The organism is Amycolatopsis sp. NPDC052450, assembly GCF_044547565.1.
Taxonomy (GTDB): Bacteria; Actinomycetota; Actinomycetes; order Mycobacteriales; family Pseudonocardiaceae; genus Amycolatopsis.
Genome location: NZ_JBIUAQ010000005.1, coordinates 47,629 through 59,762, shown reverse-complemented (window position 1 = coordinate 59,762; position 12,134 = coordinate 47,629). Strand labels below are relative to the sequence as shown.

The 12,134-nt window shown below is 68.6% G+C and carries 12 protein-coding genes; 8 read left to right on the top strand and 4 right to left on the bottom strand.

Features of this window, described 5'->3' with window-relative positions; translation table 11 throughout:
* Positions 1–50: 50 nt before the first annotated feature.
* Genes tsaB through tsaD form a run of 3 tightly spaced genes read left to right on the top strand, consistent with a single transcriptional unit; the run spans position 51 to position 2,226 of the window.
* Positions 51–704, top strand: coding sequence for a tRNA (adenosine(37)-N6)-threonylcarbamoyltransferase complex dimerization subunit type 1 TsaB (tsaB, locus tag ACIHAO_RS10975; RefSeq protein ID WP_396556758.1), 654 nt, complete (start codon positions 51–53; stop codon positions 702–704).
* Positions 701–1,180, top strand: a complete 480-nt coding sequence (gene rimI / locus ACIHAO_RS10970; RefSeq protein WP_396556756.1) for a ribosomal protein S18-alanine N-acetyltransferase — start codon at positions 701–703, stop codon at positions 1,178–1,180. The genes tsaB and rimI overlap by 4 nt, the downstream gene beginning before the upstream one ends.
* Positions 1,180–2,226, top strand: coding sequence for a tRNA (adenosine(37)-N6)-threonylcarbamoyltransferase complex transferase subunit TsaD (gene tsaD, locus ACIHAO_RS10965; RefSeq protein WP_396556754.1), 1,047 nt, complete (start codon positions 1,180–1,182; stop codon positions 2,224–2,226). Before rimI ends, tsaD begins: the two co-directional genes overlap by 1 nt.
* On the opposite strand, the gene wecB is transcribed toward tsaD, so the two are convergent.
* From wecB to ACIHAO_RS10950, 3 genes are all read right to left on the bottom strand, one after another.
* Complete coding sequence (gene wecB, locus ACIHAO_RS10960; protein WP_396557172.1) at positions 2,223–3,374, bottom strand: non-hydrolyzing UDP-N-acetylglucosamine 2-epimerase; 1,152 nt, start codon at positions 3,372–3,374, stop codon at positions 2,223–2,225. The two genes, tsaD and wecB, sit on opposite strands and share 4 nt — an antisense overlap.
* A 105-nt stretch (positions 3,375–3,479) precedes the next feature.
* Positions 3,480–3,659, bottom strand: coding sequence for an LPXTG cell wall anchor domain-containing protein (locus ACIHAO_RS10955; protein WP_396556752.1), 180 nt, complete (start codon positions 3,657–3,659; stop codon positions 3,480–3,482).
* Between the two features lie 21 nt (positions 3,660–3,680).
* Entirely contained in the window at positions 3,681–4,457 is a 777-nt protein-coding gene (locus ACIHAO_RS10950) for a choice-of-anchor P family protein (protein ID WP_396556750.1), read from the bottom strand.
* A gap of 427 nt (positions 4,458–4,884) precedes the next feature.
* On the opposite strand from ACIHAO_RS10950, the gene xrtP reads away from it, so the two are divergent.
* Positions 4,885–5,388, top strand: a complete 504-nt coding sequence (gene xrtP / locus ACIHAO_RS10945; protein ID WP_396557170.1) for an exosortase P — start codon at positions 4,885–4,887, stop codon at positions 5,386–5,388.
* The gene (locus ACIHAO_RS10940; RefSeq protein ID WP_396556748.1) at positions 5,388–6,776 is read left to right on the top strand and encodes a glycosyltransferase; all 1,389 of its coding nucleotides are present in this window, start codon (positions 5,388–5,390) and stop codon (positions 6,774–6,776) included. Before xrtP ends, ACIHAO_RS10940 begins: the two co-directional genes overlap by 1 nt.
* A 51-nt stretch (positions 6,777–6,827) precedes the next feature.
* Here the strand turns inward: ACIHAO_RS10940 and ACIHAO_RS10935 are convergent, their stop codons facing one another.
* Positions 6,828–8,723, bottom strand: a complete 1,896-nt coding sequence (locus ACIHAO_RS10935; protein ID WP_396556746.1) for an N-acetylmuramoyl-L-alanine amidase — start codon at positions 8,721–8,723, stop codon at positions 6,828–6,830.
* 140 nt (positions 8,724–8,863) lie between these two features.
* Between ACIHAO_RS10935 and ACIHAO_RS10930 the strand changes: the two genes are divergently transcribed.
* The 3 genes from ACIHAO_RS10930 to groL all read left to right on the top strand — a co-directional run bounded on the left by ACIHAO_RS10930 (position 8,864) and on the right by groL (position 11,740).
* Entirely contained in the window at positions 8,864–9,526 is a 663-nt protein-coding gene (locus tag ACIHAO_RS10930; protein WP_396556744.1) for an HAD family hydrolase, read from the top strand.
* Positions 9,527–9,732: 206 nt separating this feature from the next.
* Positions 9,733–10,026, top strand: a complete 294-nt coding sequence (gene groES / locus ACIHAO_RS10925) for a co-chaperone GroES (RefSeq protein WP_007031106.1) — start codon at positions 9,733–9,735, stop codon at positions 10,024–10,026.
* A gap of 100 nt (positions 10,027–10,126) precedes the next feature.
* Positions 10,127–11,740, top strand: a complete 1,614-nt coding sequence (gene groL, locus ACIHAO_RS10920) for a chaperonin GroEL (protein WP_396556742.1) — start codon at positions 10,127–10,129, stop codon at positions 11,738–11,740.
* Positions 11,741–12,134 lie beyond the last annotated feature (394 nt).

Sequence of the window (12,134 nt, the reverse complement as noted above, 5' to 3'; positions counted from 1 at the left end):
CTTTAGCCCGCTAAACGCGCTCCGGGGCGCTGGTCGTAGGCTGGGTAACCGTGCTGGTACTGGCCATCGACACCTCGACCCCGGCGGTCACCGCGGGCCTCGTCGCCCTGGACGGCGACGCCCTAGAGTCACGCGGCGACCGCGTCACGGTCGACCCGCGCGCGCACGGCGAGCTGATCACGCCTCACGCCCTCGAAGCCGTCAAGGCCGCGGGCGTCACGCTTCGCGACCTCGACGCCATCGTCTGCGGCGTCGGCCCCGGCCCCTTCACCGGCCTTCGCGCCGGAATGGCCACCACCGCGTCGCTCGCCCACGCCCTCGGCATTCCCGCCCACCCGGTTTGCAGTCTCGACGCGATCGCCGCCGACGTCGCTCCTGGCGAAGCGCCCTTCCTCGTCCTGACCGACGCGAGGCGCCGCGAGGTCTACTGGGCCGCGTACGCGGCTGACGGTTCCCGCATCGACGGGCCACACGTTCAGCGCCCGGCCGAACTCGACACCACCATCAAGGTCGCGGCGGGCGACGGGGCCCTCCTGTACGCGGAAGCTCTCGGCGTCCAGCCGATCGAGCCGCGCTTCCCGTCACCCATCGGACTGGTCAAGGCGGCCGACTTCACCCACGAGCCTGCCCCGCTGACCCCGCTCTACCTCCGCCGCCCGGACGCCGTCGAACCGGCCGCGCGCAAGAAGGTGACCACGCCGTGAGGCTGGAACCCTTACGTCGCAAGGATATCTCCCGCTGTGTCGAGATAGAGAAGATCCTCTTCCCCGGCGATTCGCCGTGGACCGCCTACGCTTTCCACGCCGAACTGGACGCGGGCGGCCACTATCTCGTCGCCCGTCCGGATGAAAGTGACGAGGTCATCGGTTACGCCGGGCTCGCCGTCGTCGGCCGCCGTGGCGACTACGAGACGAGTATTCACACGATCGGCGTCGACCCCGGTCACCAGCGCAAAGGTATCGGCACCACGCTGCTGAAGGCGCTCCTCGACCGCGCGGACGAGCTCGCCGCGCCGGTGTTCCTCGAGGTCCGCACCGACAACGAAGCGGCGATCACGCTCTACGAGCGGCACGGTTTCGAACGTATCGGCCTACGGAAGCGCTACTACCAGCCTTCCGGCGCCGACGCCTACACGATGGCCCGCCCGCGGGCCCAGGTCCGAGACGAGGTGGCGGGCTGATGCCGCGCATCATCATGGGCATCGAGAGTTCGTGCGACGAGACCGGCGTCGGCCTCGTCCGCCTGCACGACGACGACACGGTCGAACTCCTCGCCGACGAGGTCGCCTCCAGTGTCGAGCAGCACGCCCGTTTCGGTGGCGTCGTGCCCGAGGTCGCCAGCCGCGCGCACCTGGAGGCGATGGTCCCGACGGTGGAGCGCGCGTTCGACAAGGCAGGGCTGAAACTGTCCGATGTGGACGCCATCGCGGTCACCGCCGGACCCGGTCTCGCCGGTGCGCTCCTGGTCGGCGTCGCCGCGGCCAAGGCGTATGCCGCCGCGCTCGACATCCCGCTCTACGGCGTCAACCATCTGGCGGGGCACATCGCCGTCGACACGCTCCAGCACGGGCCGCTGCCCGACCGCTGTCTCGCCCTGCTCGTTTCGGGCGGTCATACGCAATTGCTTCTGGTGGACGACATCGCGTCCGAGATCACCGAACTTGGGTCCACTGTGGACGACGCCGCCGGCGAGGCCTACGACAAGGTCGCCCGCGTCCTCGGCCTGCCGTATCCCGGCGGCCCGCCCATCGACAAGGCCGCCAAGAACGGCGACGGCGCGGCCATCGCGTTCCCCCGCGGGATGACGGGTCCGCGTGACGCCAAGTTCGATTTCTCCTTCTCAGGCTTGAAAACCGCGGTCGCGCGCTGGGTCGAAGGCGCCGAGCGCCGAGGCGAGGAGATTCCCGTCGACGACGTCGCCGCGTCGTTCCAGGAAGCCGTCGCCGACGTTCTGACCATGAAGGCGATCCGCGCGGCCAAGGAACACGGAGTGGACACGCTGGTGATTTCCGGTGGTGTGGCGGCGAATTCACGGCTGTCCGAACTCGCCGCCGAGCGCTGCGCCGAGGCCGGGATCACCCTGCGCGTTCCGCAGCCGCGGCTGTGCACGGACAACGGCGCGATGATCGCCGCGCTCGGTGCGCACGTGGTCGCGGCCGGACGTCCGCGGGCGTCGCTCGATTTCTCCGCCAATCCGGCGCTGCCGGTGCAGATCGTTTCGATTTAGCGCGATTCGGCGGCGGTGCGCGGCGCCGGGGCGAGGTTGAGCAGCTCCTCCAGCGCTGCCACCGACAACGCGGCGGCATTGCCGTCCCCGTAAGGGTTTCCGGCATGCGTCGGGTGGAGATCGCCGTGCAGGATCTTCGCCGCGGTGTCGGCGATGAGGCCGGTGTCCGTCCCGACCAGCCAGGCGCAGCCCGCCTCGATGGCTTCGCGTCTTTCGGTGACATCTCGGAGCACGAGGACGGGCGTGCCGAAGGTCGGCGCTTCCTCTTGGATACCACCGGAATCGGTCAGGACGAGCTCGGCGAGCCGCAGCGCGCGCACGAGATCGGGATATTCGAGCGGCTCGGTGATCGTCACCCGCGGTGTCCCGCCGAGCGCGGTCACGACCTGCTCCCGCACGTCCGGATTGGGGTGCACGGGGAACAACACCTGGACGTCGCTGTGCTCCGCGACGATCAGTTCGATGGCCGCGAGCGTGCGGCTCAACGGTTCGCCCCAGGACTCGCGCCGGTGTGACGTCACGAGGACGAGCCGTTCGTTCGCCTCGGCGATCTCCATCTCCAGCAACGCGAGCGCGGTGTCCCTCGCCGGGAGATCACGTTCGGCGATCGCGATCACGGCGTCGACGACGGTGTTGCCGGTGACGGCGATCCGTTGGCGCGGAACACCTTCCGTGCGCAGCGCGGCCGCGGCGCCGGGCGTCGGCGCGAGGTGCAGGGCGGCGATGCGCGAGATCATCTGCCGCGTCCCCTCTTCGGGGAACGGCGCGGCGAGGTCGTGCGTGCGCAGCCCCGCTTCGAGGTGCACGACCGGGATTCCCAGCCAGAACGCGGCGAGCGCGCCCGCCAGTCCCGTCGTCGTGTCACCCTGGACGACCACCGCCGCGGGCGCGACCCGGCGCAGCAGCTCGTCGAGCGCGGGAAGCACCCCGGAGACGAGTTCCGCCTGGGTTCCGGTGGTTCGCGGCGGGATGTCGAGCCAGGCGTCGACCGGCAGGCCGAACGGGATCAGCGCCTGTTCGACCATGCCCTGATGCTGTCCACTGTGGACGACGAAGGGCCGTAGCCGCGGGTGCTCCGCCAGAGCCAGTGCCAGCGGCGCGAGCTTGACCGCCTCCGGGCGCGTCCCGGCCAGCAACATCACATCCACGCGTTCGCGCTCCTCATCCACGATTTCGATTGTCCCGCAGAACGCGGGTGGCGGCCGCCGGCGCACGAGGGGCACACGCCGGCGGCCGGTCCGTCCGGGGAAGCGTCAGCTCCCCGTTTCGCCGAGCCGTTTCGTGCGGCGGTAGCCGGCGATGACCGCGATGGTTCCGAGAACCAGCAGGATCACCCCGACGGCCAGCCACCAGCCGACATCGGCCCCGGTGGCGGCGAGGGCACCCACCCCGCCACCGGCGACGCCGACTCCGGCGCCAGGCAACTTGTACATTTCGACCTCACTTCACCCTGGTCAGGCGGTGGTCGCCGGACGCCGGTTGCGAACGACGCGGATACCGACCGGGACGGCGACGGCACCGAGCAGGCCGAGACCGATCCACAGCCCCGCGCCCGAAGCGAGCGGCACGGGCAGGCCGGCCGGACCGCAGGTGGCCGACGAGACGATCACGTCGCCGGAACCGAGCGGCGTGAGGGCGTCGCCGAGCAGCTTCACGTGGATGGCGTTGACCGTGAGGCTGCCGTCGCTGTTCTTGATCTGCTCGTTCAGGATGATCGTCGCGACGTTGACGGTGCCGAGACCGACCTTGATCTGCGTGTTCGGCGCGGGCGTCGAGTCGACCGCCCCCGCGCTGCCGAGGTTCGCCCCGACGAGGTTCGTCGCGCCCTGCACACCCTTCTGGGTCGCGGTGCAGGTGGCTTCGACGACCTTGATGCCGACGTCGCCGAGAGCGCCCTTGAGCAGCGGCAGGCCGACATCGGCGGTGCTGGCCTTCGCCGTCACCGCACCGGAGTTGTCGTCGCGTTTGGCTTCGGTGTTGATGGCCCCCGCGGTGAGCACACCGGTGAGGTTGGCCTTCGCGAGGCTGTTGGCGGTCGGTCCGGAGGTCTTCGCCTCGGCGAGCGGCCCGGCCTTCACCGCGTCGAGGCCGAGGAGCTTCACATCGACCTTGACGCCATACGCGGAGCCGTCACCGGGGGCCGCCGAGGCGGGCGCCGCACCGGCGAGAGCCACGCTCGCCACCACAGCGGCGAGCAATCCGCCTCGTCGCAAGAGGTGCGTGTTCTTCAACTGGTCCTCCGAATTGATTCGTGGGGGTTTCTCTCATCTGCGGTCGGCACTCGGGCACAACCGTCGCGGACGAATCCTCAACTGGCCTGACTCGGCTCGCGGATCGTCTATCGCCGAGTGTTTCTCAAATTGAACGAAAAACTGCGAGGATCACCGGATCGGGTGATCTTGTGAACAATTTTCCGCAGGTCGCCGAAGGTGTCACTCTTTCGGCCTAGCCAGTTTCTCCACGATCGTGCCGAAAGGGCTCATGATCACGTTCGAAACGTGAACCCCGGTCGAAAGGGCCGGTTCTCGCTGACTTACTCTCGTCGGCGAGGTCCCTGTCCGCTTCGCCGAATCCGTCGTCTGCTGCGCCTTTCCTGAGAGGGTCACCGTGGCCGTTGCGAGCGCTCCTTTGCCGAGTTCCAGCCGGTTTCCGCTGCGTATGGCGGTGCTGGCGGTGATCGCCGTCGCGGTCGGCCTGGTGCTGGCCGAACGCCTGTACCGGGTGTTCGAAGTGCAGCTTTCCGGGCTGATACTGAGGGTTATCACCACATCGGGTGTCTTCGTCGCCGGTGAACGCGAGACTGTCTACTTTGGGTTGTCCGGCGATACTCCACTCGGGTTAAGAATGACGCCGGAATGCTCTTCGGCATTCATGTTGCTACCTCTGCTGCTGGTGACCGCCGTCATGTTGTATTTCCGTCCGAAAAATGCGAAGAGACTGTTCTCCTCGTTGGCGATTTCCGCGATCGTCGTCATTCTTGTCAATCAGATGAGGGTTTTGGCCATCGTGGGACTCGTGAACATGATGGGAATCGACGAAGGCTATTACTGGGGTCATACTCTGCTCGGCTCGATGGTCAGCGTCATCGGCGGCGCGGTCGCCCTCGTGCTGTTCGTCTGGCTGAGCACGCGCAAGCCGCGGGCCGAGCGCGGGGCCGTCTGATGGGCGGCGGCTCGATCAAGATCCTGCTCGCGATCACGCAGGCTTTCGCGCTCACCATGAGCGTCGCGTTCATCGTGTACGTGGTCGTGATCGTCGTGCCGTACCTGCGGCGCAAACCCGCGCCCGTCGGTGACGCCGCCGACTTCACCTGGCACTTCTTCGTCCCGTGCCGGGACGAACAGACCGTCATCCGCGAAACGGTGCGGTACCTGCGTTCGACGTTCCGGCACGCGCACGTCTGGGTCGTCGACGACGACTCCGAGGACCGCACGGCCCGCGTGGTCAAGTCGATCTGGCGGCGCAACGGCGGCTACGACCCGTACCTGCACCTCGTTCCCCGGCGCCGCCCGGAGGCGAGGACGGGCAAGGGTGACGCGCTCAACGCCGCCTACCAGGCGCTCAACGACTGGATGGGCCCGGACGCGAGCCGTGACGACGTGGTCGTCGTGGTCGTCGACGCCGACGGCCGTCCGGCGGAGAACTGCCTCGAAGTGTGCGCAGCGGACCATCTCTTCGGCGACGAGACGATCGGCGCGGTGCAACTCGACGTCTGGATGGGCAACGCCGGCACCCGCCCGCCGGGGAGGAACTGGTTCTCGCGCGCCTTCGGGCTGAAGCTCGCCCAGATGCAGGATCTCGAGTTCCGTACGGCCATCGCGGCGATCCAGACCTCGCGCGGGTTCACCGGCACGATCTCCATGGGCGGCAACGGCCAGTTCACGCGACTGTCCGCATTGGACTCGATCGCGGGCGAGGACGGGCAGCCGTGGCGCGGTTCGCTGCTGGAGGACTTCGAACTCGGCGTGCACCTGCTGACCGCGGGCTGGCGGACCGGGTACACGCCGGACTCCCATGTGAAGCAGGAAGGCTTGTACAGCCTGCGGCGATTCCTGGTGCAGCGCACCCGCTGGGGCCAGGGCACGATGCAGTGCTCGCGGTATCTCCGGCGGATCTGGGATTCGCCGCATGTGAGCACACTGGGCGCGGCGGAGATGATGTACTACCTCGCGCAGCCGTGGATGCAGCTGCTCGGCTCGCTGCTGTACCCGATCCCGTTCATCCTGCTGCTGTTCACCACGGCGGGGGATCCGGCGCAGATGTGGACCTGGTTCGCCGACGACGGCGCGTGGATCCTGTTCGCCATCTACGGCTCGTTCGGGCTGCTGCCGTTCATCGTGTGGGGCCCGATCTATCAGTTCAAATGCCTGAAGAGCCGCAATCTCCTGCGCGGGCTCGGGCTGGGCTTCGCCTACGCGCTGTACATCTACACGTTCTACATCACGTCGTGGCGGGCGCTGTTCCGGCTGGTGCGCGGCCGCAATGGCTGGTCGAAGACGCGGCGGAACACCGAGCACGCCCCCGGGGTGAAGGTCGCGCTGGACTCCTGACCCGCTCCGCGCGGATCGCGTTTAGGGGGCTGAACGCGATCCGCGCGAGGGTCAGGCGGCGGGGACGATCCGGACGTCGTCCGCCTTCACGAAGGCGATCCGGTGCCCGAACTGGATCTGGATGTACCTGGTCTTACCCTTGACGACCACGTGGTTCGCCGGGTCGAACGTCGTCGCCGAGTAGTACTCGGAGCCGAGCATGTTCCCGAGCGAGTACCGCTGCCCGGCCGAGAACGTGTACGGCAGCGGGACGACCTGCTGTACCGGCACGTTCGCCGGATAAGCCTCGGCTTCGGGATACGCGCGGCCGAAGACCGGCACGGTCGCCAGTCCGGGCTTCGGCGTGACGACCAGGCCGAACGCCGGGCTCGTCGTGCGCTGGTCGCGGAACCAGCCCTTCTGGCCGAGGTACCAGATCGCCGTCCAGCCGTCACGCCGCTCCGCAACCACGTACCGCTGGCCGGTCTCCGCCCGGCTGCCGATGTCGGACACGGCCATCGTGCTCGCCGAACCGTCCGGGCGCAGGCCGATGTCCTTGAGCAGCGGCGCCGAGTCGGTCGGCTCGCTGCGCAGCACGACCGAACCGGAACCCCTTGCCGGGCAAGGCTTCCCGGCGGTCTCGCAGCCGGTGAACGCGGGCTTGTTCGTGGCGAAGTCCGGCGTGATGGTCACCAGCGGCGAACCGGGACGGCCGAAGCCGGACAGCGGCGCGCCCATCAGGTCGAAGTAGTGCGCCCAGTCCCAGTACGGGCCCGGATCCCAGTGCATGCCTTTGATGGTCGAGGGGATCGTGCCCGGGACGTTGTCGTGGCCGAGGATGTGCGCGCGGTCGAGCGGGATGTCGTACTTCCGCGCGAGGTAGCCGACGAGCTTCGCGGAGGTGCGGTACATCGCCTCCGTGTACCAAGTGCCCTTCGCGGCGAAGCCCTCGTGCTCGATGCCGACGGACTTCGCGTTCACGTACCAGTTGCCGGCGTGCCAGCCGACGTCCTTGGTCGGCACGTGCTGCGCGATCTGGCCGTCGGACGAGCGGATCGTGTAGTGCCAGCTCACATACGTCGGGTCGGTGACAAGGTCCATCGCCGTGTCCCAATAGCCCTCGGTGTCGTGGATGATGATGTATTCGACCTTCTGGCTCTTCGGCCGGTCCGCCTTGTCGTGGTTGCCGTAGTCGTTGTCCGGCAACTCCTGGTACGGCGCCGGCACCGAAAGGCAGGAGACCGTCTTCGGGCACTCCGTCTTCGGGTTGTCGGCCTGGGTGCGCACGGGGCTCGTAGGTGTCGCGGCGAGGGTGACGTTCTGACCGTCGTCGGTCGTCCGGCTGACGCCCTTGGAGATGGTGTCGAAGACTTCGTCGGCGAAGGATTGCGCTCCCGCCGCGTCCTTCGCGCCGCTGTAGCGCGCGACGGCGGCCTTCCAGTCGCCGGTCTCGCGCTGGTACTTCGCCAGCAGCGCGGCGCCACCGCGGATGTTCTGGGTGGTGTTCGTGCGCAGCGTCGCGACGTCTTGTCGGATCAGCGCGGCCGCTTCGTCGATGGTCTGGAGGCCGGGTGGGGGAGGCTTCGGCGCAGGCGTCACCGGGAGCTTCGCGCGGCGGGCGTCGTCTCCGCGCGGATCCTCCTCGCCTTCGTCGTGATGCGTGCCCGTGCCCGCCTCACGCAGGTCGGTCAGGTGCATCGGGCCGTAACCGGCGGACGTGCTCGGAGTGCCGGCGTTGAAATCCCAGCGCGACTCCAGGAACGAGACGCCGAGAAGGACGTTCTCGGGAACGCCGAACTCCTGCGCGGCGGCCGCGAAGTCCCGCTGACGCTGCTGGTCCGCAGGGGTGGCTTCGGCGGGGACGGCGGCGAGAAGGCCGGCGGCGAGGGCGAGGACCGCGAGTCCGGCGGTCCGTTTGGACCGGCGCCGGAGCGGTTCGAGAGCGACAGGACGGAAGGGACGCGGCATGGGCGTAAACCCCCAGTGACTAGGTCTGCTGAACAGGACCGACCCCAATGTCGGAACCTAACCAGAAAGCGGCCTGCTCCGTAAGGTCCCTCCGGATCGCGATTAGGGGGCTAAACGCGCTCCGGTGGCAAGGTGGGGGCATGGCTGGGGTGAAGGAGCTTCTGCAGGAGAAGGACCACGTCTTCCTCGATTTCGACGGTCCGGTGTGCGACGTGTTCGCCAGGCTGCCGTCGAGCGAGGTGGCGGACAGGCTCAAGCGTCTCGTCGGACCCGATCTGCCCGCGGCCGTGAACGCCTCCGCCGATCCGTTCGACGTGCTCCGATACGCGGCCTCGTGCGGTCCGAACACCGCGCACGTCGTCGAGCGGCAGCTCAACCGCTTGGAAGGGGAGGCCGTCGCGCTGATCTCGCCGGCGCCCGGCGTCCCGGAGGTCCTTCGCGAGTGGGTCGCGCAGGGGTTCACGGTGACGATCGTCAGCAACAACTCCGTCGACGCGATCCGGTCCTTCCTCTCGCTGCACGAACTCGCCGAGCAGGTTCGCCGGATCAGCGCGCGGACGACGAGCGACCCCGCGCAGTTGAAGCCGCGGCCGACGCTCCTCGACGCCGCGGTGAAGGCTCTCGGCACTTCGCCTCGGCAGTGCGTCATGGTCGGTGACTCGGCCGCGGACATCCTGGCCGCTCGCGCCGCCGGAGTCGCTTCGATCGCTCTCGCGAAGACGCCGGCGAAGCGCAGGGCCCTCGCGGCTCTCGACCCCGATGCCCTGGTGACGGACCTGGTCGACTTGCGTTTAGCCCCCTAATCGCGATCCGGTGGTACCGGGCGGAACAAAAGGGCCGGTCAGGGGCTCGCGGACAAGGTGAGCGGACCCTCCTTGCGAAGCTGGCACTCACATGGCTAGAGTGCTAATTGCACGGCCCGAACACGCCCCGGCACCCGCGACGGCGGGGGTGGTAGGAGCCGTAACTCATCCTGCCAACGCTTTCGACGACCGTGGAGGTCAACCCGGTGAGCGTGAACATCAAGCCGCTCGAGGACAAGATCGTTGTCCAGACGAGTGAGGCCGAGGAGACGACCGCTTCCGGCCTCGTCATCCCCGACACCGCCAAGGAGAAGCCCCAGGAGGGCAAGGTTCTGGCCGTGGGCCCGGGCCGCATCGACGACAAGGGCAACCGTGTCCCGCTCGACGTTTCCGTCGGCGACGTCGTCATCTACTCCAAGTACGGCGGCACCGAAGTGAAGTACAACGGCGAGGACTACTTGATCCTCTCCGCCCGCGACGTGCTGGCCGTCATCAACTGACGTCCGCTCTCAGCGCATGACGCCCCGGGCCCCGCATTGCCGGGGAACGGGGCGTTCGTGTTTTCCGAGCTTTAGAACTGGAAGGTAAGCGGAACACGCCATGCCCAAGCAGATCAGTTTCGACGAGGACGCTCGTCGCGCGCTCGAGCGCGGGGTGAACAAGCTCGCCGACGCGGTCAAGGTCACCCTCGGCCCGCGCGGTCGCCACGTCGTACTCGACAAGAAGTTCGGTGGCCCGACCATCACCCTCGACGGCGTCACCGTCGCTCGCGAGATCGAGCTCGACGACCCGTTCGAGAACCTCGGCGCCCAGCTCGCCAAGAGCGTCGCCACCAAGACCAACGACGTCGCCGGTGACGGCACCACGACCGCGACCGTGCTCGCGCAGTCGCTGGTGAAGGTCGGCCTGCGCAACGTCGCCGCCGGTGCCAACCCGACCGCGGTCGGCCGCGGCATCGAGGCCGCCGCGGAGAAGGTCATCGCGGTGCTCAAGGAGAAGGCGACCCCGGTCAAGGGCCGCGACAACATCGCCCAGGTCGGCACCGTCACCTCGCGTGACGCGGCCATCGGCGCCCTGCTCGGCGAGGCCGTCGAGCGGGTCGGCGAAGACGGTGTCATCACGATCGAGGAGTCGTCCACGCTGGCGACCGAGCTCGTGATCACCGAGGGTGTGCAGTTCGACAAGGGTTTCCTGTCGGCGCACTTCGCGACCAACCCGGAGGAGCAGAAGGCGATCCTCGAGGACGCCTACATCCTGATCGTCCGCGAGAAGATCTCGGCGCTGGCCGACCTGCTCCCGGTGCTGGAGAAGGTCGTCGAGGCCAAGAAGCCGCTGCTGATCATCGCCGAGGACGTCGACGGCGAAGCGCTGTCGACCCTCGTGGTGAACTCGCTGCGCAAGACGATCACCGCCGTCGCGGTCAAGGCGCCGTTCTTCGGTGACCGCCGCAAGGCGTTCCTGGACGACCTCGCGGTCGTCACCGGTGGCGAGGTCATCTCGGCCGAGATCGGGCACAAGCTGTCCGAGACCACGCTCGCCCAGCTGGGCAACGCCCGCCGGATCGTCGTCACCAAGGACGACACCACGCTCGTCGACGGTGCCGGCACCAAGGACGACATCGCCGGGCGCGTTTCGCAGATCCGCAAGGAGATCGAGAACACCGACTCCGACTGGGACCGCGAAAAGCTGCAGGAGCGGCTGGCGAAGCTCGGCGGCGGTGTCGCGGTGATCAAGGTCGGCGCGGCCACCGAGACCGAGCTGAACGAGCGGAAGCACCGCATCGAGGACGCCGTGGCTTCGACCAAGGCGGCCGTCGAAGAGGGCATCCTGCCCGGCGGTGGCTCGGCGCTCGTGCACGCGGTCAAGGAGCTCGAGGGCGGCCTCGGCCTCGAAGGCGACGAAGCGACCGGTGTGCGCATCGTCCGCGACGCGCTGTCCGCCCCGCTGTTCTGGATCGCGACCAACGCGGGCCACGAGGGTGCGGTCATCGTGAACAAGGTCCAGGAGCAGAGCTGGGGGCACGGCTTCAACGCCGCCACCGGTGAGCTCACCGACCTGCTGGCCGCCGGCATCGTCGACCCGGTCAAGGTGACCCGGTCCGCGGTGGCGAACGCCGCTTCCATCGCCCGGCTCGTGCTCACGACGGAGAGCTCCATCGTCGAGAAGCCGGTCGAGGAGGAGCCCGCCGCGGCCGGTCACGGCCACGCGCACTAGTTCCACCCCTCGAAGCGGGGCGGTACTCCATCCGGAGTGCCGCCCCGTTTTGCTGCCCCGCCCCCTTGCCGGAGCGACTTTAGGGGGCTAATCGCGATCCGAGGGCGCGGGAGCGTGAGCCCGGCCGGAGCGACTTTCGCGGGCTAACCGCGATCCGCCGGCCGGAGACGCGGCGGCCGTGCAGAGCGCGTTTAGCCCCCTAAACGCGATCCGGCGACGTGGGCACCCAGGCCCGGCCGGAGCGACTTTCGCGGGCTAAACGCGCTCCGGTGCCCGGAGACGCGGGGGGGGGGGGCCCCCCCCCCCCCCCCGCCCGGCCGCCCGGCCCCGCCGCCCGCGGAGCACCTGGGGAAAAAGAAATTTGGGGTGTGATGGGGGTGTTTGTGGTGGGGTG

Bases quoted from the DNA above. Each gene is read 5' to 3' on its own strand.
- xrtP (WP_396557170.1), top strand. From the start codon at position 4,885: ATGGCGGTGCTGGCGGTGATCGCCGTCGCGGTCGGCCTGGTGCTGGCC.
- ACIHAO_RS10930 (WP_396556744.1), top strand. From the start codon at position 8,864: ATGGCTGGGGTGAAGGAGCTTCTGCAGGAGAAGGACCACGTCTTCCTC.
- ACIHAO_RS10955 (WP_396556752.1), bottom strand. From the start codon at position 3,659: ATGTACAAGTTGCCTGGCGCCGGAGTCGGCGTCGCCGGTGGCGGGGTG.
- tsaD (WP_396556754.1), top strand. From the start codon at position 1,180: ATGCCGCGCATCATCATGGGCATCGAGAGTTCGTGCGACGAGACCGGC.
- groL (WP_396556742.1), top strand. From the start codon at position 10,127: ATGCCCAAGCAGATCAGTTTCGACGAGGACGCTCGTCGCGCGCTCGAG.
- ACIHAO_RS10935 (WP_396556746.1), bottom strand. From the start codon at position 8,723: ATGCCGCGTCCCTTCCGTCCTGTCGCTCTCGAACCGCTCCGGCGCCGG.
- ACIHAO_RS10940 (WP_396556748.1), top strand. From the start codon at position 5,388: ATGGGCGGCGGCTCGATCAAGATCCTGCTCGCGATCACGCAGGCTTTC.